Genomic DNA, 21086 nt, shown 5'->3' with positions numbered 1-21086 from the left:
GATCACGCGGGGCGGGCGGTGCGTGGTCAACCCCTCCGTCGCGCTGGCGGTGCCTGGTCGACCTCTCACTCGCACTCGCGGTGCGTCGTCAACCTCAACCAAGGACGGACACGTTGATCACGCACCGCCCAAGCACGCGACACGTTGATCACACACCGCCCGCCGCGGGGCACGGGTCAGGCGTACGTCGCCAACGCCTTCCCCGCGCTGGCGGTGCGTCGTCAACCTCTCCCCCGCGCTGGCGGTGCGTCGTCAACCTCAACCAAGGACGGACACGTTGATCACGCACCGCCCGAGGGACCCGACACGTTGACGGCGCACCGCGAGGGACCCGACACGTTGATCACGCACCGCCCACCGCGCGGGGCGAGGGTCGATCAGGAGATGGAGCAGGACGGCGCCGGCGGGAGCGGCTCGGGGACGCCGACGCTCGGCATGCCGAGGCCGACCGACCCCGGACGGACGTCCGTCTTGCCCTGGCGCGCCTCCCACGCGTCGCCAGCGCGAGTGCGCCGCACTTCCAGTGGCGCGTCGTCAGCGACGAGGTGGTGCGGAGCCGCATGGGTGACGCGGGTGATGATCATGTCGCCGGGGCGCACCTCGTGATCGCCGGGCGCGAAGTGCACGAGGCGGTTGTCGCGGGCACGGCCGCTGAGCCGCCTGGTCTCGGCGTCCTTGCGTCCACCGGCGTGCGCTTTGTCGGCCACGAGCAGCTCGACGACCTGACCCTCGAGCCGGCGGCTCTCCGCCCACGCAACCTCGTCGACCAAGGCCGCGAGCCGCTCGTACCGCTCCTGCACGACCGCCTTGGGCAGCTGGTCGGGCAGCTCGGCGGCAGGGGTGCCGGGCCGCTGCGAGTACTGGAACGTGAAGGCGCTGCTGAATCGCGCCTCACGCACGACCTCGAGGGTCTGGGCGAAATCCTCTTCGGTCTCACCCGGAAAACCGACAATGATGTCGGTGGTGATCGCCGCATCGGGCATCGCGGCACGGACACGATCGAGGATGCCGAGGAACTTGTCGCGCCGGTACGAGCGGCGCATAGCCTTCAGGATGCGATCCGAACCCGATTGCAGCGGCATGTGCAACTGGGGCATGACGTTGGGTGTCTCGGCCATCGCCGCGATGACGTCGTCGGTGAAGTCGCGCGGGTGCGGGCTGGTGAAGCGGACCCGCTCGAGTCCCTCGATCTCGCCGCACGCGCGCAAGAGCTTGGAGAACGCCTGTCGATCGCCGAACTCGACGCCGTAGCTGTTGACGTTCTGGCCGAGCAGCGTCACCTCGACGACGCCGTCGGCTACGAGGGCCTCGATCTCGGCGAGAATGTCACCCGGGCGGCGATCCCTCTCCTTACCGCGCAGGCTCGGCACGATGCAGAAGGTGCAGGTGTTGTTGCAGCCGACGCTGATCGAGACCCAGGCCGCGAACACCGAATCGCGCTTGGTGGGCAGCGTGGACGGGAAGACCTCGAGTGCGTCGAGAATCTCGACCTGCGACTCCGCTTCGAGACGAGCCCGTTCGAGCAGCACGGGCAACGAGCCGATGTTGTGCGTTCCGAACACGACGTCGACGTAGGGAGCGCGTCGAGTGATGGTGTCCTTGTCCTTCTGAGCCAGGCAACCACCCACGGCGATCTGCATGCCGGGGTTCTGCGCCTTGATGCTGGCGACGTGGCCGAGGTTGCCGTAGAGCTTGTTGTCGGCGTTCTCGCGGACCGCGCACGTGTTGAAGACGACGAGATCAGGAGTCGTCCCCTGATCGACCGGTTCATAGCCTGCGGTCTCCAGCAGCCCCGACAGTCGCTCGCTGTCGTGGACGTTCATCTGGCACCCGTACGTGCGGACCTCATACGTCTTCGCCATAACCCGACCAGGATACGCGGCGCGCTGAGCATCGTGGCGGCCGCGCCGAAACGCCGACCGGCGGCTACCCGACACCGCACATCCCGGTGGTCGAGTGCGACCGAGGAACGAGGGAGCCCATCGAGACCACACCCCCACCCGCTCCCCCTCCGCTACCACCACACCCGAACGGCGACTCTCTCACCGGAACACCGGCCCGCCGGCCACCCGACCAGGTTGCGTGCGATTACGTTTCGGTAACGGCCTCCGCTCCGCGCTGCGGCGACGTTGCGCTCCTCCCCTGCTTCCGATTGGCTAGGGCTCATGGTCGACACAGCTACCCCCATGGTGGCCATGCGCGGGGTCCAGAAGTGGTTCGGTGAGCTGCACGTGCTGCAGGACATCGACTTCGAGGTGGCGGCCGGCGAGGTCGTCGTGGTCATCGGTCCGTCCGGCTCGGGCAAGTCCACGCTCTGCCGGACGATCAATCGTCTCGAGACGATCGACGAGGGCACGATCGAGGTCGACGGCAAGAAGCTCCCTGCCGAGGGCAAACAGCTCGCCGAGCTGCGCGCCGATGTCGGCATGGTCTTCCAGTCCTTCAACCTCTTCGCCCACAAGACGGTCCTGGAGAACGTCACGCTCGGCCCGATCAAGGTCCGGGGTGCCAAGAAGTCCGACGCCGAGAAGCGCGCCCACGAGCTTCTCGAGCGCGTGGGCGTCGAGGCACAGGCCGCCAAGCTTCCCGCCCAGTTGTCCGGCGGCCAGCAACAGCGCGTGGCGATCGCCCGCGCACTGGCGATGGACCCCAAGGTCATGCTCTTCGACGAGCCCACCTCGGCGCTCGACCCCGAGATGATCAAGGAGGTCCTCGACACGATGATCGACCTCGCCAAGGGCGGCATGACGATGATCGTGGTCACGCACGAGATGGGCTTCGCCCGCACCGCGGCCGACCGGGTCGTGTTCATGTCCGACGGTCGCATTGTCGAGGAGAACACGCCCGAGGAGTTCTTCACCAACCCCCGCAGCGATCGCGCCAAGGATTTCCTCGGCAAGATCCTCAAGCACTGAGTCCAGGAGGAACATCACATGACATCCATCAAGGCTCGCTGGGCGGCCGTCGCGGCCGCCGCAGCCCTCACTCTCGCCGCGTGCGGCGATGCCGGGTCGTCCGACGACGCCTCGGACGACACCCCCGAGTACGAGGTCGAGGACGTCAACTTCGACGAAGGCACTCGGATGGCCGAGTTGAACGAGCAGGGCTCGGTCAAGATCGGCGTCAAGTTCGATCAGCCCGGCATCGGCTTCCGCGCCGCCGGTTCGGACGTGCCTACCGGCTTCGACGCCGAACTGGGCAAGATCCTCGCGGCCGACCTCGGCCTGGAGCCCGGCGACATCGAGTGGGTCGAGACGATCTCGGCCAACCGTGAGCAGTTCCTGCAGAACGGCACCGTCGACTTCGTGATCGCGTCCTACTCCATCACCGACGATCGCCGTCAGGTGGTCGGCCAGGCCGGTCCGTACTACGTCACGGGCCAGAGCCTCCTGGTGGCAGCTGACGACGACTCGATCAACGGGCCGGACGACCTCGAGGGCAAGAAGGTCTGTTCGGTCACCGGCTCCACTCCGATCAAGCTCATCGAGGAGGAGTACGGCGCTACCCCGGCCGGCTTCGACACCTACTCCGAGTGCGTCGATCAGCTGCTCAACGGTTCGGTCGACGCCGTGACCACCGACGCGGCCATCCTGCTCGGCTACGCGGCGGAGAACGAGGGTGAACTCAAGGTCGTCGGCGAGCCCTTCTCCGAGGAGCGCTACGGCGTCGGCTACAGCCAGGACTACCCCGAGCTGTGCGAGTTCATCAACGAGTCGCTCACCGAGGCGTTCGAGGACGGTGACTGGGAGTCGGCGTTCGACGCCACGCTCGGCAAGGGCGGCAGCGAGGCGGGCGATCCGCCGGCTCTGGACCCCTGCCAGTCCTGAAGTTCGTCCCGATGGGCTGGGGCGGGAGGATCTCCCGCCCCAGCCCACGCATGACCGTCGAGGAGGTGATCCATGGACTGGCTGACCGACAACTACGTCAACATCCTGCGCGGATTCGGTGAGACACTGCGACTGCTCGGTGCCTCCGGCGCTTTGGCCCTCGTCCTGGGCACCCTGGTAGCGCTCGCCCGCGTCAGCCCGGTGCCCATCCTGCGCGGCGTCGGCACGTTCTACGTGACGATCTTCCGCAACACTCCGTTGCTGGTGCTGATCCTCATCGCCTATTACGGGCTGCCGGAGATCGGCATCGACTTCGGGTTCTTCATCAACATCAGTCTCGCGATGGGCACGTACACGGCGGCGTTCGTCGCCGAGGCGATCCGCTCAGGCTTCAACGGCGTACCGCTCGGGCAGGCCGAGGCCGCCCGGGCCATCGGCATGCCGTTCATGACCTCGATGAGCCAGGTGGTGCTGCCGCAGGCATTCCGCCTTGTCGTACCACCGATGGCGAGCGTGTACATCGCGCTGACGAAGAACACCTCGCTCGCGGCCACCTTCGGTATCGCCGAAGCCACCTTCCGCATGCGCGGGCTGTTCAACGACTACGCCTCGCAGATGATCCAGATCTTCGTGGGCATCTCGCTCGGATACATCCTCATCGTCGCGGTGATCTCCTGGATCGCCACGGCCTTCGAACGCCGATGGGCGGTGGCTTGATGAGCTCGACAGTCCTCTATGACGCTCCCGGTCCCCGGGCTCGAGTACGGCACCGGATCTTCGGCATCCTCACGATCATCGGCATCGTCGCGGTGCTCGGGCTCATCGTGTGGAAGCTGTGGGTCGAGGATCAACTGACCGCCGAGAAATGGGAGGTCTTCTACACCCCGCGGTTCATCAGCCTCCTGGCCGAGGGGATGCTCGACACGCTGTGGATCGCCGTCCTCTCGATCGCCGGTGCGCTCGTGTTCGGCCTGGTCTTCGGGACGGCCAAGCTCTCCGACCACGCCCCCGTCCGATGGGTCGCGTGGACTGTCGTGGAGTTCTTCCGGGCAGTTCCGCTACTCCTGTTGATCATCTTCATCTGGTTCTACGCCTTCGAGACCCAGCTCGGCACCATCGCTCCGCTGGTGATCGGCCTGATCCTCTACAACGGCTCCGTCCTCGCCGAGACGTTCCGGGCCGGTATCAACGCGGTGCCGCGAGGTCAGGTGGAGGCGGCGTACGCCATCGGTCTGCGCAAGTCCGCCGTGATGCGCATCGTTCAGCTGCCCCAGGCGATCAAGATCATGACGCCGGCGATCATCAGCCAGTGCGTCGTGGCGTTGAAGGACACCAGTCTCGGCTATTACATCTTGGCGCCGGGTCTAACGACGATCGGCCGCGACATCTGGCGAACCTTCGACAACCGCTTGGCCACGGCGCTCGTCCTCGCCGTGCTCTACATCGTGCTGAACCTGTTGCTGACCGCGTTGGGACGTTGGGCCGAGAAGCACATCACGGGCGCACGTCCGGCACAGTCGATGGAGAACAACCCGAGCGTTCCGCTCGACAAACCCTGAGCTTCGTCAGTTCGTGCGTGGCGTGACCCACAGCCGGATCACGCCGCGCACGACGACGGTGCCGTCGTCGCGGGTCGCGGTGACCGTGACGGGGACATCCGGCGCGCCATCCCAGTCGCCGGGAGTGGTCTCGGCCCGACAGACGAGGTCCGATGTCGACTTTGCCAGGTACTCGACCTCCATCCCCTTGGGCAGCCATCGATGACCGGCGGGAACCGTGGCTTCGGCGAGCAACCCCATCGCCGCTTCCAAGCCGTTGCACACCGCGATGGCGTGGACCGTCCCGATGTGGTTGTGCACGCGGCGACGTTTGGCGATCCTGACCTCGGCGAAGTGCGGCCGCATCGCCGTGACGTGCGGGCGCACCGTAGCGAAGTAGGGGGCCTTGAGGCTGAACACGCGCGAGAAGACGCGGTCGCCGTACGGCAGCCGCGTCGCACGCCGGTAGAGGCCGAGGGTGGAGCTCATGCCCCGAGCGTAATGGTCACGCCCCCGGGTCGTGTTGTGACGACGAAGTCCGATGCGTGAGGATGAACCCGTGGCCGACGCCCGACCCCGACTGCGTGATGTCGCGCAGCGCGCCAACACCTCTCTCTCGCTGGCGAGCTACGCCTTGAACGGCAGCGGGCGGGTCTCTGCGGAAACCCGCGAACGGGTGCTCCAGGCGGCACACGAACTCGGGTACCGCTCCAACCGTTACGCCCGGATGCTCCGCACCGGACAACGCGAGGATATCGGCGTCATCATCCGGAACATGCGCAACCCGATGTTCCTCGACGTGCTGAAGGCCCTCGAGGAGGGCAGCCGCGCCCGCGGCCAAGCCCTGCTGGTGACCAGCTCGCACTACGACGCCGCCGAGCAGCAGGACCTTCTCGATCACCTCGTGGACCTCGGTGTCGGCAAGATCGTCATCGCTCCTGTCGGTGGACTCAGCCGTTTGCGCGCCTGGCAGGAGCGTCATCAGGACATCCATCTCGTCGCCCTTCACGCCGACGACGGCGGCGACGACCCGGTCCCCTCCGTGGCCACCGTGAACCCTGATCACCACGCGGCGGTGAGACTGTGCGTGGAGTACGCCGCCGAGCGCGGACACCGCACGATCGACTTCGTCGCCGCGCCCGCCGAGCAGGCGGCCGACACCGCGCGGGAGACGGCGTTCGAGCACGTGTGCGCCGAGCATGGAATCGAGGGGGTCGTGCGGCACACCCGCCTCAACGCCGGAGTCGTGGCCGACTTCCTCGCCGAGGACCTGCGCTCGCGCCACGATCATCCGTGCTACCTGTTCAACTCCGATTACCTCGCGGCAGTCGCCTACAGCGTCGCCACGAGCATGGGCCGGCAGGTCGGTCGTGACCTGAGCGTCATCGGACACGACGATCTGCCCACCTCCGCGCTGTTGGCTCCTGCCCTGACGACCGTGGCCTTCGATCGCTCACGCGTGGGAGCCGAGGCCCTGCGCCTGGTCATCGACGGCGCGAAGGAGCGTGTCGAGGTTCCCGTCGAGCTGCGAGCGCGCGACTCCGTGGCCCGTCTCACCGACTGACCCGCGCCACTTCTTCGGCGGCCAGTCAGCTCTGCCTCGCCCTTTCGTCACCCGCTGTTCGCCGAGTGCTGAAACGGTTAAGCACGGTGGGCCGCCCGGCCTCCCTGTTCGAGAAGGAGACCTTTTCCCATGCGTCTGACCCCCCGCTCCACGCTGTCGGCGGCGGCCCTCGCGGTCGCCTCGCTGACCCTGGCCGCCTGCGGCGCCGATGCCACGTCCGAGGCATCCACCGACCTGGCCCATGAAGCCGACGGCGACATGGTCGTCACTTACAACAGCCCGGCCGAGTGGGCCAACTTCGGCGAGGTGCTGAGCGAGTTCTCCGACCTCGCGGGCATCGCCGCCCCCAACGACCCGAAGAACTCGGGCCAGGCCCTCGCGGCGCTCCAGACGGAGTCCGCCGCCCCGGTCGCCGACGTGGTGTACGTCGGCATCGCCTTCGCCAACCAGCTCGTCGAGGCCGACCTGCTCCAGCCCTACACGCCGGCCGGCGCCGAGAACCTGGACGACTCCAACAAGTCCCCCGACGAGCTGTGGCACACGGTCCACTCGGGGACCGTCGCGTTCCTCGTCAACACCGACGCCCTCGGTGACGTCCCGGTCCCGCAGTCATGGGAGGACCTCCTCGATCCCCAGTACGAGGGCATGGTGTCGTACCTGGACCCGGCGCAGGCAGCCGTGGGCTACTCCGTCGCGACGGCCGCCAACGAGGCGCTCGGCGGCGACCTCGACGATTGGGAGCCCGGACTCGACTACCTCAGCAAGCTGGCGGACAACGGTGCGACGACGCCCGCACAGACGGCGACGGCATCACTCGCGCAAGGTGAGATCCCGATCCTCATCGACGCCGACTTCAACGGGTACAACCTGCAGCAGGAGGGCAGCAACATCGAGGTCGTGATCCCTGAGGAAGGCAGCCTCGAGATCCCGTACGTGGTCGGACTCGTCAAGGACGCACCGCATCCCAACAACGGCCGCAACCTGCTCGACTTCTACTTCTCCGACGCGGGTCAGAAGCTGTTCTCCGAGGGCTTCATGCGGCCGGCCGGAGAACCGTTCCCGGAGGACGTCGCCGACGATGTCCTTCCCGCCACCGAGTACGAGCGCGTCGTCACGGTCGACTACGCGACGATGGGCGAGGTTCAGTCGGACTTCGTCGCCGAGTACGACCAGCGAGTGCGCTGACGTGGCCAGCACCGTCATGGCGCCGGAGGCTGCGCGCCCCGGCCGGCAAGCGCGGACGACAGCGCGCTTCGCCTCGTTTCCGGCGGCGTTGCCCGGTATCGGCGTCCTGGCGGTGTTCGGCGTCGTGCCGCTCGTGGTGCTGCTGGTCACCGCGCTCGGCCTCGGCGCGACCGGGGCCGGCGAGGATGCCGGATTCACGCTGGAGCACCTGACTCAGGTGCTCACTTCATCGCAGTTGCGAGGTGAAGTCGTGAACTCGATCCTCGTCGGCCTCGGCTCCGTGCTGATCATGCTGGTGATCGCCGTCCCCTTGACCTTGCGAATGTCTCGCGACGGCGGGGGAAGCGGAGCCGTAGCGGTGGTCTTCACCTTGCCGATCGCCCTCCCTGGCATCGTCGTGGGATTCTTCACCATCTTGATGCTGGGGCGCACCGGCATCTTCGCCCAGGCCGTGCCGGCACTCGGAGGGTCCGCCTACGCCCTGCCCGGCATCTTCATGGCGTACATCTACTTCAGCTTCCCGCGGGTCATCGGGCCACTGCAGGCCTCGGTCTCCACCTTCGATCACTCGCTTGTGGATACGGCGCGGACGTTGGGGGCATCCCGGCTTCGCGCATTCTTCACGGTGAGCCTCCCGATCATCCTTCCCGCGGTCGTTCAGGTGCTCGGGACTGCCGCCGCGGTCACCATCGGCGGCTACGGGACGATCGCCACGCTGGCGCAGCACGAGCGCCTGCTCCCACTGTCCGTCGCCGATCAGCTGTCCAACGGCTACCGCGTGGCCTCTGCCTCGGGGCTGGCCGTGGTGCTCGCGCTCATCGCGGCCGGAACCCTGGCGCTCTCTCGCGCGGCGAGCACGTGGCTGAGCAGGAGGCAGCGGTGAGCGGGCGAACCGACAGGGCCGTCACCCGCGCCGCTGTGACGCTGTGCGCTCTGTTCATCTTGACCCCGGCGGTGGTGTCGATCCTCGTTGCGGTGAGCGCGAACTCAGCACGTGGTCTCCTCGGCGACGGCGTGACCGGCGATTGGCTGGCGCTGGCGTGGGAGCAGATGGGCGAGACCCTGCGACGTAGCGCCGGCGTCGCGATCGCCGTGGTGGCAGCCAACCTCCTCGTCGGGGGACCGCTGGCGATGTGGTTGGCGCGCAGCACCTCCCGATGGACCCGGGCGGTCTCGTTCCTGGCCACCCTGCCCCTGGCGATTCCCGGGATCGCCTTGAGCATCGGTCTCATCACGCTGTACCCCGAGCTGCGGCCCAGCGGCGCCTTGCTCTTCTTCGGCCACGTGCTCGTCACGCTGCCGTTCGCGCTCGCGGCGCTGACGCCGGTCTTCGCCGAACCGGCACTGCAGACCTGCGAAGACGTCGCCGCGAGTTTGGGCTCATCGAATCCACGAGTTCTCCTGACCGTCACGCTGCCGATGAGCACCACGGCGATCGTTCAGTCGGTCATCACCGTGTTCGCGCTGTCGTTCGGGGAGTTCAACATCAGTTTCTTCGTCAATCCGCCGGCCAGCCCCATGGCGCCGTTCGCGTTGTTCGACGCCTATGCGACGCAGCGCCTCGAGCTCGCCTCGGCGAAGACGATGCTGTTCATGGCGTGCGTCGTGCCGCTGCTGCTCGTGACGGTGGCCGCGCAACGTGCGCGACAAGGAAAGGAATGAAAGATGAGTGACCGGTGGCTCGAGATCGAGCAGCTGAGCATCGACTACGGAGGGACACGCGCGGTGCGGGAGGTGAGCCTGTCGGTTCCGGCTGGCACGACCCTCGCGATCGTCGGACCGTCCGGGTGCGGCAAGACGTCACTGCTGCGCGCTATCGCGGGGCTGGTGCCGGTGGCGGCGGGGCGGATCATCGCCGGCGGCGACGACATCACCTCGACCCCTCCGTCGCGGCGCGACGTGGGGCTCGTCCCCCAGCAGTACGCACTGTTCCCCCACCTCACGGTGCGCGGCAACGTCGAGTACGGCCTGCGGGCCCGCAAGGTCGACCCGCGCAGCCGCGCCGAGGTCGTCGAACGACTGCTGACGTTCACCGAACTGACCGACTTCGCCGATCGGCGACCCGCTCAGCTCTCGGGCGGTCAGCGTCAGCGCGTCGCCTTGGCTCGGGCCATGGCCATCGAACCTCGGGTGCTGCTCCTCGACGAACCACTCGCCGCCTTGGATCCTCAACTGCGCGGTGCCATGCGCCGACAGCTCATGACCCTGCTCGCCGCCTCGACGGGGGTGAACGTCATGGTGACGCACGACCGACACGAGGCCCTGTCGATGGCCGACCACGTCGCCGTGATGCGCGCGGGCGAACTGGTGCAGTTCGGGACGCCACGCGACCTGTGGGACCGCCCCGCCGACGACTTCGTCGCGGATTTCCTGTGTGCGGCGACGTATGTCGACGTCGAAGCCGACGATCGAGGCGTCCACGCGCTCGGCGGCCATTGGACGATCCCGCACGAACTGCTGCAGCCACCGTCCTCCCGCGGCCCAGCCCGGCTGCTTCTGCGACCCGACTCCCTCCTCCTGCACGACGCACCGGCACCGGGATCGGTGGAGGCCGTCGTGACGCACACCGAGTTCGTGGGCGAGTCCACCCAGGTGACCGTGGACGTCGCCGGCCGCACCCTCACCGCCCGAAGTGGGCGCCCGGTCCGGCGCGGCGACCGCGTCTTCGTCACGCTGTCGATGGGGACCGCACTCGTGCAGAAGGAGAAGGTGGCGGCATGACGCTCACCGTGGAGATCCTCGGCAGTAACGCGACCGCCCCGACCTCGGCCGGGCCTGCGAGCGGTTACCTCGTGCACACGCCCGACGCGAGCATCCTGGTGGATGCAGGACCCGGAGTGATGGCCGAGCTCGTCTCGCGACATGCCTTGTCCGAGCTGAGCGCGATCGTGGTGACGCACCTGCATGCCGATCACAGCCTCGATCTGATGGCGCTGGCGTACCGCTGGACGTTCCCCGTCATGCTGCCGCGCATCCCCTTGTATCTGCCCGAGGAGGATCTCCCTCGCCTGCGGGCGTTCGATCAGGTTTTCGGCATCGCCTCGCTCCCAGGGATGGCCAGGCCCATCGAAGAGGCCTTCGAGGTGCGGGGCCTGCCACTCGACGGCGCCGCCGTCGCCGGGCTCGAAGCGTGCGGAGTCGAGCTGCGATCGTTTCGGGCGCATCATCCGGTTCCGGCCGCGAGCCTGCGCTTCTCCAGCCGAGACGCATCGCCGACCGTGGTGACGTTCTCCGGGGACACCGGCCGGTGCCACCCACTACTCGAGGCCGCCCGTGGGGCGGACGTGTTCGTATGCGAAGCGACGTACCTGGAAGCCGACGCCGCCGCATTGGACGGCCACGGCCACCTCACGGGGACGATGGCCGGCGAGGTCGCCCAGCAGGCCGCCGTGCGTCACCTCGTCCTGAGCCATTTCTCTACCGACGAGATGCGCGCCTCAGCGGGGGCGCAAGCCGAAGCCGTCTTCGAGGGGCGGGTGAGCGTGGCGTCGCGGGGTGCGACCTTCACGGCTCAGTCCGCCAGTTCGACGTCCGCATCGAGTTCGGCGCGGACGACGTCGAACGCGACCTGAGGCGCATAGCCCTTGCGGGCGAGCATGCCGGTGAGACGACGCACCTGTACCGACGGGTCGAGCCCTCGGACGCTGCGGAGTTTGCGTTGCACGAGTCGGTGGGCGGCCTCGCGCTCGGCGTCGGCGTCGGTCTCCTCGTCCAGCACGCGCCGGGCGAGCTCGTCGTCGATACCCTGACGCCGCAGCTCCATGGCGAGGACGGGAGCTGCGAGGCCCTTGACCCGCTGACGCGACTGCACCCAGGAGCGCGCGAAGCGCTCGTCGTCGACGAGACCGGCGGCCTCGAGCCGATCCAGCACCGCTGCGGCGACCTCGTCGGGGACGGCCTTCTTGGCCATGGCCTGCGCGAGGTCCGCGCGACTGCGGTCGCGGTCGGTCAGCCGGTCGAGGGCGACCGTCCGGGCGAACTCCTCGAGAGCGAGCCCGGACAGTCCCTCGGCAGTCCGCGGTGCCATCAGAAGTCAGCGGCCGAGAGGTCGCCGTCATCGTCGGCGGCGGGCTCGTCGAGCTGTGCGCCGACACCGAGGCTCTCCTTGATGCGCTTCTCGAGCTCATTGGCCAGATCGGGGTTGTCACGCAGGAAGTTGCGCGCGTTCTCTTTCCCTTGGCCGAGCTGATCGCCCTCGTAGGTGTACCAAGCGCCGGCCTTGCGCACGAAGCCCGCTTCGACACCGAGGTCGATCAGGCTGCCCTCACGGCTGATGCCCTGCCCGTACATGATGTCGAACTCGGCCTGCTTGAACGGCGGGGCGAGCTTGTTCTTGACGACCTTGACCCGAGTGCGGTTACCGACCATGTCGGTGCCGTCCTTGAGGGTCTCGATACGGCGCACGTCCATGCGAACCGATGCGTAGAACTTGAGCGCCTTACCGCCCGTGGTGGTCTCGGGCGAGCCGAACATCACGCCGATCTTCTCGCGCAGCTGGTTGATGAAGATCGCCGTGGTGCCCGAGCCGTTGATGGCGCCGGTCATCTTGCGGAGCGCCTGGCTCATGAGACGCGCCTGCAGACCGACGTGGCTGTCGCCCATCTCGCCGTCGATCTCGGCGCGCGGCACGAGGGCGGCGACGGAGTCGATGACGATGATGTCGAGGGCGCCGGAGCGCACGAGCATGTCGGCGATCTCGAGTGCCTGCTCGCCGGAGTCCGGCTGGGACACCAGGAGCGCATCGGTGTCGACACCGAGCTTGCGCGCGTAGTCGGGGTCGAGGGCGTGCTCGGCGTCGATGAAGGCGGCCACTCCCCCGTTGCGCTGGGCGTTGGCCACGGCGTGCAGGGCCACCGTGGTCTTACCGGAGGACTCCGGGCCGTAGATCTCGACGATGCGGCCGCGCGGAAGTCCGCCGATACCGAGCGCGACGTCGAGCGCGACGGCGCCGGTGGGAATGATCTCGATGGGGGCGCGGGTCTTGTCACCCAGACGCATGACGGCACCGTTGCCGTAGGACCGCGAGATCTGCGCGATCGCGTTGTCGAGAGCCTTGTCCTTGTCGCCGGCGGCAGCCGCAGCGACACGCGATGATGGAGCGTTCTTGGCCATGAGAGGCGGTTCCTGTTCTTGTCGTGGGTGGCGGGCCATCTTCGACGCTAGAAGAACCCACCGACATCTCGGGCCTGCTCGACCCGGCCTGTGGAAAGCTGCTCTTCCTCGTCCGACCTGTGCACCACAGTAGTACGAACAGGTGTTCGATACGAGCGCGACACGCCGTGTGGATCAGCGCTCGGAGGCGGGCAGCTGAAGCACAGCATGTACGGCCCGCCAGATCTGCTGCGGTGGCACGCCCGCATCGAGCGCCTCATCGACGGTTCGGTCACCGAGCGAGGAGATCGACTGCTGGCTCGCCCACGACGACGCGTAGGAGGCGCCGAGGTGATGTTCCATCCGCGCCCAGAACTCGCTGTGCCGCATCACGCCGCGGAGGCCTCGACTTCACCGGGTGCGATCGAGGACACGCTGGCCAGATCGGCCGCTTCTTCGAGTTCCATGAGCGAGCTGACGTCCAACAGCACCTTGCTCAACGGGACGTCCAGCGCGGCGGCGAGAGCCGCCAGGAGTTCGGAGCTGGGCTCCTTCTGGCCGCGCTCGACCTCGGAGATGTACCCCAGGCTGACGCGCGCTTTGGCCGACACGTCACGCAAAGTCAGGCCTTTGGCGAGTCGGCGGGCGCGCAGGACTTCACCGACGAGCTGTCGCATCGTGGTCATCGCGCGCCACCTTCTTTCTCGTGCCTCATCACCGGTATCAACGCGTACCGGCACCGGATTCTTCCCTTCTCAGCCTACCGGCCAATGCCGACAGCGCTGCGGCAACCGCGCCGCGACGCACCTCGGCGCGATCTCCGTCGAGGGTGAGTTCCTCGATCTGGGCGCGATCATCGGGTCCGACCACGGCGACGAACACCGCTCCCTGCGGCTTTCCCTCCGACGGCCCCGGTCCGGCGACGCCGGTCGTGCCGACCCCGTACGTCGCACCGCAGCGGGAGCGGGCTCCCCGCGCCAAAGCGGCCGCGACGTCGGGATCGACCGTTCCTCGTTCGGCGATCAGCTCGGCCGGGACACCGAGCAGCGAGGTCTTGAGTTCGGCCTGGTACGCGACGATTCCGCCACGCACCACGTCCGAGGCGCCGGGAACGTCGACGAGCGCAGCGCAGACGAGGCCGCCGGTCAGCGACTCGCCCGTCGCCACCGTCGCGCCCCGCGAGCGCAGGTCGTCGACGACCCTGCGCGCGGTCGTCACCGGGTGGGTTCCTTCGCATGGCGGCGGGCCTCGACGACGTACTGGACGCCGGTCACCACGGTGACCGCCACCACAGCCGCCATCAGCCCGTGCGTGAGCCAGCGGGCCGCTTCCGCGACGACGTTGTCCCACAGCTCGAAGGGCAGGAGATACCCGCCGATCGCGAAGGCCTGCAGCACGGTCTTCAGTTTGCCCCCGCGGCTGGCCGGCATGACCACGCCGCGACGCACCATGAAGAACCGCATCACGGTGATGCCCCACTCCCGCACGAGCACGAGCACCGTCACCCACCACCACAGCAGCCCGATGATCGAGAGCCCGACGAACGCCATTCCGGTTAGTGCCTTGTCGGCGATCGGATCGGCGATGCGACCGAAGTCGGTCACCAGACCGCGCTTGCGAGCGATGTCGCCGTCGACCTTGTCCGTTGCCATCAGCACGACGAACGCCAGCCACGACCACAGCCGCAGCGACTCGCTCTGACCGCCGTCGACGAGCAACAGCCACCCGAACAACGGAACACCGAGGATACGGATGACCGTCAGAACGTTGGCGATATTGAGGTTGCTCGGCCCGGCAGCCTTGTCGTCCATGTCGTTCAGTATGGGCCACTGCCGCAATGCCGAGGCGCCCCGGTCAGTCCGCCCACGGCTCAGCCGGCTTGGATGCTCGCCAGCACGTCCTCGAGGTCGTCGGGCTTGACCAGCACGTCGCGCGCCTTGGAGCCCTCACTCGGTCCCACCACGCCACGACTCTCCAGGATGTCCATGAGGCGTCCGGCCTTGGCGAAGCCGACGCGCAGCTTGCGCTGCAGCATCGAGGTGGAGCCGAACTGCGTGTTGACGACGAGCTCCACGGCCTGGAGCACCAGATCGAGATCGTCGCCGATGTCGTCGTCCAGTTCGCGCTTGCTCTGCTGGGCGACCGTGACGTCCTCGCGGTAGCTCGGCGTCAGCTGCTCCTTGCAGTGCGCGACGATCGTCTCGATCTCGCTCTCGTTGATCCACGCACCCTGCATACGCATCGCCTTGTTGGCCCCCATCGGCAGGAAGAGGCCGTCACCTTGCCCGACCAGCTTCTCGGCACCGGGCTGGTCGAGGATGACACGGCTGTCGGCGAGCGAGCTGGTGGCGAAGGCCAGTCGGCTCGGCACGTTGGCCTTGATGAGGCCGGTGACGACGTCGACGCTCGGCCGCTGGGTGGCGAGGACGAGATGGATGCCGGCGGCACGCGCGAGCTGCGTGATGCGCACGATCGAGTCCTCGACGTCACGCGGTGCCACCATCATGAGGTCGGCGAGCTCGTCGACCACGACCAGCAGGTAGGGGTACGGCGCAAGCACCCGCTCACTGCCCGGAGGCGCCTGCACCTTGCCGGCGAGGACTGCCTTGTTGAAGTCGTCGATGTGCCGGTACCCGAAGTTGGCGAGGTCGTCGTAGCGCATGTCCATCTCGCGAACGACCCACTGCAGCGCCTCGGCGGCTTTCTTCGGGTTGGTGATGATCGGCGTGATGAGGTGCGGGATGCCCTCGTACGCAGTGAGCTCGACGCGCTTGGGATCGACGAGGATCATCCGCACCTCGTCGGGGGTGGCCCGCATCAGCAGCGAGCTGATCATCGAGTTGACGAAGCTGGACTTGCCCGATCCGGTCGCGCCCGCGACCAGTAGGTGGGGCATCTTGGCCAGGTTCGCCACGACGAAACCGCCCTCGACGTCCTTGCCGAGGCCGATGACCATCGGATGATGATCGCTGCGCGCTTTGTTCGAACGCAGCACGTCACCGAGCGACACCATCTCCTTGTCGACGTTCGGGATCTCGATGCCGATCGCGGACTTGCCCGGAATGGGGCTGAGGATGCGCACCTCGTTGGAGGCCACGGCGTACGCGATGTTCTTGCTGAGCGCGGTGACCTTCTCGACCTTCACAGCGGGACCGAGCTCGACCTCGTACCGCGTGACCGTCGGACCCCGGGTGTATCCGGTGACCGTGGCGTCGATCTGGAACTGCTCGAGCACCTCGGTGAGACGGCCCACCACGGCGTCGGAGGCCGCCGAGCGGGCCTTCGGCGGTGTGCCCTCGCGCAGCGCGCTGGGGTCGGGCAGCGTGTACACGACGTCGCCCGACAGCGCGAGCTGTTCCGCCCGCACCGGGATGGGCTCGATCGGACGGTGAGGGGTCTCGGCGACGGGCTCGGGCTCGGGCTCGACCACCGGCTCGGGCCGGCCGACCGCGCTCGCGACGTCGATGGCGTCCGGCTCGTCGGGGCCCTCGACGAGGGGGTTGTCGAACGGCTCCTCCGACTCGAACGCGGTGCGCGGATGGCGCTTGCGCACCGGCTTCTTCTCGGGTTCCGGTTGCGGCTCGGGCTCGGCCGCCGACCGCCCGAGAACGCGGTCTCGGGCGCCTCGTAACCGCTCCGGGATCGCGTAGACCGGCGTGCCGGTGACCACGAGCACGCCGAACAGCGCCAACAGGACGAGCAGCGGCGCGACGACGAACGGGCTCCTGAGCAGGTCGACCAGGATCGCGGAGAACAGGAAGCCGACGGCTCCTCCGGCCTCGCCCATGCTCGCGTCCGCGTCGCCGGGGCGCGGCACACCGTGGGCGAGGTGAACGAGCCCGAGAACGCCGCCGCAGATGGCGCTCCACCCGATGATCTGTCGTCCCGCCGGCCCGTTGCGGTCCGGGTGGCGGAGGGTGCGCCAGGCGACGACGGCCAGCACGATGGGGATCGCCCACGCCAGCAGGCCGACGCTGCCGGTGGCAGCGTGCCGCACACCCCGGCCGACCGCCCCCGAGATGTCCCACCACACGGCGGCGGCCGTGATGATGGAGAGCGCGAGAATGGCGAAGCCCACCCCATCACGGCGCTGAGCGGGATCGAGCTCCTTGGCGCCGTGTCCGACGCTCCGCACGACCGCACCGGTCGCGCCGGCGACCCCGGACCACACCGCGGCCACCCCGCGGCCCACGGCTTGGACGGCGGTGCCGCCCGCGCTCGGGCCGGACCGGGCAGCGGTCTTGGGTGCAGGCTTACGCGCCTGCGGCTTCTTCGCCGCAGGTTTCTTGGCCTGGCCTCCGGACGGTCGCTTGCGCGACGGGGAAGACGTTCGGGTCGCCATGTTCCAAGGCTAAACCACCACTCGAGGGTTGCTCGACTCCGACGCGCGGTGTCAGGCGCCCCGCGCCGGGTCGCGCCCCACCGGAAGCCAGGAGCCCCTGGCTGCGGCGCGCGCGAGGATGAGCGACACGACGGTCGGATCGGCGCTGCCCGGGCTCAGCAACGGCCCCGTGACCACATCGGCGCCGAGGTCGCCGATCCCGCGGACCGTGGACGGCATCGTGAGCGCGTACATCGACACGACGACGCGGCGTTGATAGGCCCGGGCGATGTCGATCGCCTCGCTCAACGGCGAGCCGAGACCGCCGTCCGTCGTGCCGACGTGGACGCGGCCGCCCCAGACCGCACTGAGCAGCCGCGCCGCCTTGCCGATATCGCGCACCGCCCGTTCGCTGTCGGCTGGACCACCCGCGAGGACGATGGTGTCGGTGGGTCGTGCCCCGGCCTCGATGAGCCGACGCACGGCGAGCTCGGCGAGGACCCAGTCCGGTCCGATCGCGGCGGTGACGGTCACCTCCGTTGCCGTTGCGGCCAGACCGTGCACCTGACGAGCCGTCGCGTCGTCGTGCCACAAGGTCAGCGGCACGATGATGCGCCGTCCCTGGGTCTGGCGAACGACATCGGCGACGTCCGGCTGCTGGAGGTCGATGAAGCCGTCGACGACGTCGAACTCCCGGGTCTCACGCCGGACGGCGTGCACGGTCGCCGCGAGCGACGATCTTCCTGCGTGCGAATGCGAACCGCGCGCACACAAGATCACTGTCGGTTTCACCCTCCACCACCCCCGCGACGGTGCAGCCGGCCTGGGCACCTCATGACTCCCAGGCTGCGCAGCGGCTGTTTCGCCGTGGTTAAGCAGGAGGCCGCGTTGCGTTACAACCGCGGCGTTACGCCTCGAGGACGATGGGGATGATCATCGGTCGGCGGCGGAGCTTGCGTCCGGCGTACGAACCGAGCACGCGGCGCATGACCTGCTGGAGCTGGGTGGTGTCGTGGGTGCCCTGCCCGAGCGCGTCCTCCAGCGCGGAGATGAGCTTGGGCCGGATCTCGTCGAACACCTTGTCGTCCTCAGCCAGCCCGCGCGCGTGGATCTCGGGCCCGGACAGGATCTTGCCGGACGTGGAGTCGACGACCACGACGGCCGAGACGAAGCCCTCCTCCCCCAGCACGCGTCGGTCCTTGAGCTCACTGTCGGTGAGATCGCCCACCGAGGAGCCGTCGACGTAGACGTAGCCGCAGTCGACCGCACCGACGATCTGCGCATGTCCGTCGACGAGGTCGACGACGTAACCGTCCTCGGCCAGGACCACGTGGGGTACGCCGGTCGCCCGCGCGAGTTCGGCGTTGGAGTGGAGGTGACGGATCTCGCCGTGCACCGGCATGACGTTCTGCGGCTTCACGATGTTGTAGCAGTAGAGCAGCTCGCCGGCCGAGGCGTGACCGGAGACGTGCACCAGCGCGTTGCCCTTGTGCACGACATTCGCGCCGAGCTTCGTCAAGCCGTCGATGACGCGGTACACCGCGTTCTCGTTGCCGGGGATGAGCGACGAGGCGAGCAGCACGGTGTCGCCGGGCTCGAGGCTGACCTGCTGGTGGCTGCGGTTGGCGATCCGCGACAGCGCCGCCATCGGCTCGCCTTGCGAACCGGTGGACATCAGCACCATCTTCTCCGGAGGTGCCGCGTCGACTCGGTCGACGACGACGCCGTCGGGGACGTGCAGATAGCCGAGTTCGCGAGCGATCTGCATATTGCGGACCATCGAGCGCCCGACGTAGGCCACCTTGCGCCCGTGCTTGGCGGCGGCGTCGAGCACCTGCTGCACGCGGTGCACGTGCGAGGCGAACGACGCCACGATGATGCGCTTCTTGCTCTTGGCGAAGACCGCGTCGATGGCCGGCGTGATCTGGCGCTCCGCGGTGGTGAATCCGGGTACGTCGGAGTTGGTCGAGTCGGTGAGGAACAGGTCGACCCCGGCCTCTCCGAGCCGCGCGAAAGCCCGCAGGTCGGTGATGCGACCGTCGAGCGGCAACTGGTCCATCTTGAAGTCGCCGGTGTGCAACGCCACGCCGGCCGGCGTCTTGATGGCGACGGCGAGGGCGTCGGGGATGGAGTGGTTGACCGCGACGAACTCGCACTCGAACGGGCCGAAGGTCAGCACGTCGTTCTCTGCGACGACGTACCGCGGGACCTCCTTGAGGCGGTGCTCCTTGAGCTTGGGGTCGACCAGGGCGAGCGTCAGCTTCGAGCCGATGACCGGGATGTCGCCGCGCTCGCGCAGCAGATACGGCACTCCGCCGATGTGGTCCTCGTGACCGTGCGTGAGCACGATGCCGACGACATCGTCGAGACGGTGCCGGATCGGGCCGAAGTCGGGCAGGATCAGGTCGACGCCGGGATGGTGCTCCTCGGGGAACAACACTCCGCAGTCGACGATCAACAGCTTGCCGCCGAACTCGAAGACCGTCATATTGCGGCCGATCTCTCCGAGCCCGCCGAGCGGGATGACCCGCAGGGCGTCGTCGGGGAGGGGCGGCGGCGGTCCGAGCTCGGTGTGCATGTGGCTCATAGAGTCCTTCGTGGGTCAGCGGTCCAGAAGACCGGCGGCGACCAGGCCCTCGCGCACCACGGCGACGTCCGCATCCTCGATCGGCGGAAGCGGTGGACGCACCGCGACGGAGTCGAGAACGCCGAGCAGGTGCAGTGCGACCTTGGCCGACATTGCTCCCTGGACGTGGTTCATGAGGGCCCGGACGAGGGGCAGAAGTTGCAGGTTGATGCGGCGCGCCGTGGCGAGATCGCCGGCGTCGACCGCCTCGACCATGGCGCGATACTCGTCGCCGGCAGCGTGGCCGACGACGCTGACGACTCCGGCGGCGCCGGTCGCGAGCCACGCGAGATTGAGCGCGTCGTCGCCCGAGTACAGGGCCAGGCCGGTCTCGCGGAGGAGCCAGCCTCCCCGCTCGAGATCGCCGACCGCATCCTTCATCGCCACGACGCAGTCGATCGCGTCGAGCCGCAGGTACGTCTCCTCGGCGATCTGGAGCCCGGTGCGGCCCGGGATGTCGTACAGCATGATCGGCAGGCCGCCGCCGGCATCGGCCACGGCTTGCGTGTGCAGCACGATGCCGGACTGCGGCGGCTTGGAGTAGTACGGCGTGACGAGCAGAAGCCCGTCGGCACCGATCCGCGCGGCCTGCTCGGCCAGTTCGACCGAGTGCCGCGTGTCGTTCGTGCCGACGCCCGCGACGACGGTGGCGCGGTCACCCACCGCCTCGAGTACGGCCGCAAGCAGCTCGCCGTCCTCAGCACCGGTGGTGGTCGGCGACTCGCCCGTCGTCCCGCTGACCACGATCCCGTCGTTGCCGTGGTCGACCAGATGCGTGGCGACCTTCTGGGCGGCGTCGAGGTCGAGTTTGCCGTCGGTCGTGAACGGCGTGACCATGGCGGTCAGCACCCGGCCGAACGGCGCGGACGTCGAGGCGAGGGGCGAGGTCATGTTCCGAGGCTACCGCTTGTGCCGCCGTCGGGAACGGTCAGGA

Annotated in this window: 22 protein-coding genes; 10 read left to right on the top strand and 12 right to left on the bottom strand. The window is 68.3% G+C overall.

Annotated elements, in window-relative coordinates; translation table 11 throughout:
• Positions 1-377 precede the first annotated feature (377 nt).
• On the bottom strand, positions 378-1862 hold the full coding sequence (gene miaB, locus D9V41_RS04595) for a tRNA (N6-isopentenyl adenosine(37)-C2)-methylthiotransferase MiaB (protein ID WP_121793345.1): 1485 nt from the start codon (positions 1860-1862) through the stop codon (positions 378-380).
• A 324-nt stretch (positions 1863-2186) separates the two neighbouring features.
• Here miaB and D9V41_RS04590 point away from each other — a divergent pair, with 324 nt between their 5' ends.
• The 4 genes from D9V41_RS04590 (at position 2187) to D9V41_RS04575 (ending at position 5386) form a co-directional block, all read left to right on the top strand.
• On the top strand, positions 2187-2915 hold the full coding sequence (locus tag D9V41_RS04590; protein WP_133434112.1) for an amino acid ABC transporter ATP-binding protein: 729 nt from the start codon (positions 2187-2189) through the stop codon (positions 2913-2915).
• Between the two features lie 18 nt (positions 2916-2933).
• The gene (locus tag D9V41_RS04585) at positions 2934-3827 is read left to right on the top strand and encodes a glutamate ABC transporter substrate-binding protein (RefSeq protein ID WP_121793343.1); all 894 of its coding nucleotides are present in this window, start codon (positions 2934-2936) and stop codon (positions 3825-3827) included.
• A gap of 72 nt (positions 3828-3899) precedes the next feature.
• The gene (locus D9V41_RS04580) at positions 3900-4544 is read left to right on the top strand and encodes an amino acid ABC transporter permease (protein WP_121793342.1); all 645 of its coding nucleotides are present in this window, start codon (positions 3900-3902) and stop codon (positions 4542-4544) included.
• Entirely contained in the window at positions 4544-5386 is an 843-nt protein-coding gene (locus D9V41_RS04575) for an amino acid ABC transporter permease (protein ID WP_166375913.1), read from the top strand. Before D9V41_RS04580 ends, D9V41_RS04575 begins: the two co-directional genes overlap by 1 nt.
• Before the next feature lie 6 nt (positions 5387-5392).
• On the opposite strand, the gene D9V41_RS04570 is transcribed toward D9V41_RS04575, so the two are convergent.
• Complete coding sequence (locus D9V41_RS04570) at positions 5393-5854, bottom strand: hotdog fold domain-containing protein (protein ID WP_121793340.1); 462 nt, start codon at positions 5852-5854, stop codon at positions 5393-5395.
• A 70-nt stretch (positions 5855-5924) separates the two neighbouring features.
• On the opposite strand from D9V41_RS04570, the gene D9V41_RS04565 reads away from it, so the two are divergent.
• The 6 genes from D9V41_RS04565 to D9V41_RS04540 all read left to right on the top strand — a co-directional run bounded on the left by D9V41_RS04565 (position 5925) and on the right by D9V41_RS04540 (position 11686).
• The gene (locus D9V41_RS04565; protein WP_166375912.1) at positions 5925-6929 is read left to right on the top strand and encodes a LacI family DNA-binding transcriptional regulator; all 1005 of its coding nucleotides are present in this window, start codon (positions 5925-5927) and stop codon (positions 6927-6929) included.
• A gap of 129 nt (positions 6930-7058) precedes the next feature.
• Complete coding sequence (locus D9V41_RS04560; protein WP_121793338.1) at positions 7059-8114, top strand: extracellular solute-binding protein; 1056 nt, start codon at positions 7059-7061, stop codon at positions 8112-8114.
• A gap of 1 nt (position 8115) precedes the next feature.
• Complete coding sequence (locus D9V41_RS04555; RefSeq protein WP_208006734.1) at positions 8116-8997, top strand: ABC transporter permease; 882 nt, start codon at positions 8116-8118, stop codon at positions 8995-8997.
• Positions 8994-9776 carry an ABC transporter permease gene (locus D9V41_RS04550; protein WP_121793337.1) on the top strand — a complete coding sequence of 261 codons (783 nt, stop codon included), beginning with the start codon at positions 8994-8996 and terminating at the stop codon, positions 9774-9776. The genes D9V41_RS04555 and D9V41_RS04550 overlap by 4 nt, the downstream gene beginning before the upstream one ends.
• 3 nt (positions 9777-9779) lie before the next feature.
• Positions 9780-10835 (top strand): ABC transporter ATP-binding protein, encoded by a 1056-nt coding sequence (locus D9V41_RS04545; protein WP_121793336.1) that lies wholly within the window; start codon positions 9780-9782, stop codon positions 10833-10835.
• Complete coding sequence (locus tag D9V41_RS04540; RefSeq protein WP_121793335.1) at positions 10832-11686, top strand: MBL fold metallo-hydrolase; 855 nt, start codon at positions 10832-10834, stop codon at positions 11684-11686. The genes D9V41_RS04545 and D9V41_RS04540 overlap by 4 nt, the downstream gene beginning before the upstream one ends.
• Here the strand turns inward: D9V41_RS04540 and D9V41_RS04535 are convergent.
• The 10 genes from D9V41_RS04535 to dapA all read right to left on the bottom strand — a co-directional run bounded on the left by D9V41_RS04535 (position 11626) and on the right by dapA (position 21043).
• Entirely contained in the window at positions 11626-12141 is a 516-nt protein-coding gene (locus D9V41_RS04535) for a regulatory protein RecX (RefSeq protein ID WP_121793334.1), read from the bottom strand. The genes D9V41_RS04540 and D9V41_RS04535 overlap by 61 nt on opposite strands.
• Positions 12141-13226, bottom strand: coding sequence for a recombinase RecA (gene recA / locus D9V41_RS04530; RefSeq protein ID WP_121793333.1), 1086 nt, complete (start codon positions 13224-13226; stop codon positions 12141-12143). Before recA ends, D9V41_RS04535 begins: the two co-directional genes overlap by 1 nt.
• A 174-nt stretch (positions 13227-13400) precedes the next feature.
• Positions 13401-13595, bottom strand: a complete 195-nt coding sequence (locus D9V41_RS04525; RefSeq protein ID WP_121793332.1) for a DUF3046 domain-containing protein — start codon at positions 13593-13595, stop codon at positions 13401-13403.
• Positions 13595-13891 carry a helix-turn-helix domain-containing protein gene (locus D9V41_RS04520; protein ID WP_121793331.1) on the bottom strand — a complete coding sequence of 99 codons (297 nt, stop codon included), beginning with the start codon at positions 13889-13891 and terminating at the stop codon, positions 13595-13597. Before D9V41_RS04520 ends, D9V41_RS04525 begins: the two co-directional genes overlap by 1 nt.
• A 37-nt stretch (positions 13892-13928) precedes the next feature.
• Positions 13929-14423, bottom strand: a complete 495-nt coding sequence (locus D9V41_RS04515) for a CinA family protein (RefSeq protein WP_121793330.1) — start codon at positions 14421-14423, stop codon at positions 13929-13931.
• On the bottom strand, positions 14420-15016 hold the full coding sequence (gene pgsA / locus D9V41_RS04510) for a CDP-diacylglycerol--glycerol-3-phosphate 3-phosphatidyltransferase (protein WP_121793329.1): 597 nt from the start codon (positions 15014-15016) through the stop codon (positions 14420-14422). The genes D9V41_RS04515 and pgsA overlap by 4 nt, the downstream gene beginning before the upstream one ends.
• 59 nt (positions 15017-15075) lie before the next feature.
• On the bottom strand, positions 15076-17547 hold the full coding sequence (locus tag D9V41_RS04505) for an FtsK/SpoIIIE family DNA translocase (RefSeq protein WP_121793328.1): 2472 nt from the start codon (positions 17545-17547) through the stop codon (positions 15076-15078).
• A gap of 51 nt (positions 17548-17598) precedes the next feature.
• Entirely contained in the window at positions 17599-18246 is a 648-nt protein-coding gene (locus D9V41_RS04500; RefSeq protein ID WP_121793327.1) for a sirohydrochlorin chelatase, read from the bottom strand.
• 187 nt (positions 18247-18433) lie between these two features.
• Positions 18434-20113, bottom strand: coding sequence for a ribonuclease J (locus tag D9V41_RS04495; protein ID WP_121793326.1), 1680 nt, complete (start codon positions 20111-20113; stop codon positions 18434-18436).
• 15 nt (positions 20114-20128) lie between these two features.
• A complete protein-coding gene (gene dapA, locus D9V41_RS04490; protein ID WP_121793325.1) occupies positions 20129-21043 on the bottom strand; it encodes a 4-hydroxy-tetrahydrodipicolinate synthase in 915 nt (304 codons plus the stop codon).
• Positions 21044-21086 lie beyond the last annotated feature (43 nt).

It is taken from the genome of Aeromicrobium phragmitis, assembly GCF_003674095.1.
GTDB lineage: Bacteria > Actinomycetota > Actinomycetes > Propionibacteriales > Nocardioidaceae > Aeromicrobium > Aeromicrobium phragmitis.
The sequence above is the reverse complement of the archived record's forward strand: the minus strand, read 5'-3'. Positions and strand labels throughout refer to the sequence as shown.

What these genes read in the sequence shown, in the direction of transcription:
- pgsA (WP_121793329.1), bottom strand. Translation starts at nt 15,016, where the DNA reads ATGGACGACAAGGCTGCCGGGCCGAGCAACCTCAATATCGCCAACGTT.
- D9V41_RS04495 (WP_121793326.1), bottom strand. Translation starts at nt 20,113, where the DNA reads ATGAGCCACATGCACACCGAGCTCGGACCGCCGCCGCCCCTCCCCGAC.
- D9V41_RS04545 (WP_121793336.1), top strand. Translation starts at nt 9,780, where the DNA reads ATGAGTGACCGGTGGCTCGAGATCGAGCAGCTGAGCATCGACTACGGA.
- D9V41_RS04505 (WP_121793328.1), bottom strand. Translation starts at nt 17,547, where the DNA reads ATGGCGACCCGAACGTCTTCCCCGTCGCGCAAGCGACCGTCCGGAGGC.
- recA (WP_121793333.1), bottom strand. Translation starts at nt 13,226, where the DNA reads ATGGCCAAGAACGCTCCATCATCGCGTGTCGCTGCGGCTGCCGCCGGC.
- D9V41_RS04525 (WP_121793332.1), bottom strand. Translation starts at nt 13,595, where the DNA reads ATGCGGCACAGCGAGTTCTGGGCGCGGATGGAACATCACCTCGGCGCC.
- D9V41_RS04580 (WP_121793342.1), top strand. Translation starts at nt 3,900, where the DNA reads ATGGACTGGCTGACCGACAACTACGTCAACATCCTGCGCGGATTCGGT.
- D9V41_RS04590 (WP_133434112.1), top strand. Translation starts at nt 2,187, where the DNA reads ATGGTGGCCATGCGCGGGGTCCAGAAGTGGTTCGGTGAGCTGCACGTG.
- D9V41_RS04570 (WP_121793340.1), bottom strand. Translation starts at nt 5,854, where the DNA reads ATGAGCTCCACCCTCGGCCTCTACCGGCGTGCGACGCGGCTGCCGTAC.
- D9V41_RS04585 (WP_121793343.1), top strand. Translation starts at nt 2,934, where the DNA reads ATGACATCCATCAAGGCTCGCTGGGCGGCCGTCGCGGCCGCCGCAGCC.
- D9V41_RS04560 (WP_121793338.1), top strand. Translation starts at nt 7,059, where the DNA reads ATGCGTCTGACCCCCCGCTCCACGCTGTCGGCGGCGGCCCTCGCGGTC.
- miaB (WP_121793345.1), bottom strand. Translation starts at nt 1,862, where the DNA reads ATGGCGAAGACGTATGAGGTCCGCACGTACGGGTGCCAGATGAACGTC.
- D9V41_RS04520 (WP_121793331.1), bottom strand. Translation starts at nt 13,891, where the DNA reads ATGACCACGATGCGACAGCTCGTCGGTGAAGTCCTGCGCGCCCGCCGA.
- D9V41_RS04535 (WP_121793334.1), bottom strand. Translation starts at nt 12,141, where the DNA reads ATGGCACCGCGGACTGCCGAGGGACTGTCCGGGCTCGCTCTCGAGGAG.
- D9V41_RS04575 (WP_166375913.1), top strand. Translation starts at nt 4,544, where the DNA reads ATGAGCTCGACAGTCCTCTATGACGCTCCCGGTCCCCGGGCTCGAGTA.
- dapA (WP_121793325.1), bottom strand. Translation starts at nt 21,043, where the DNA reads ATGACCTCGCCCCTCGCCTCGACGTCCGCGCCGTTCGGCCGGGTGCTG.
- D9V41_RS04540 (WP_121793335.1), top strand. Translation starts at nt 10,832, where the DNA reads ATGACGCTCACCGTGGAGATCCTCGGCAGTAACGCGACCGCCCCGACC.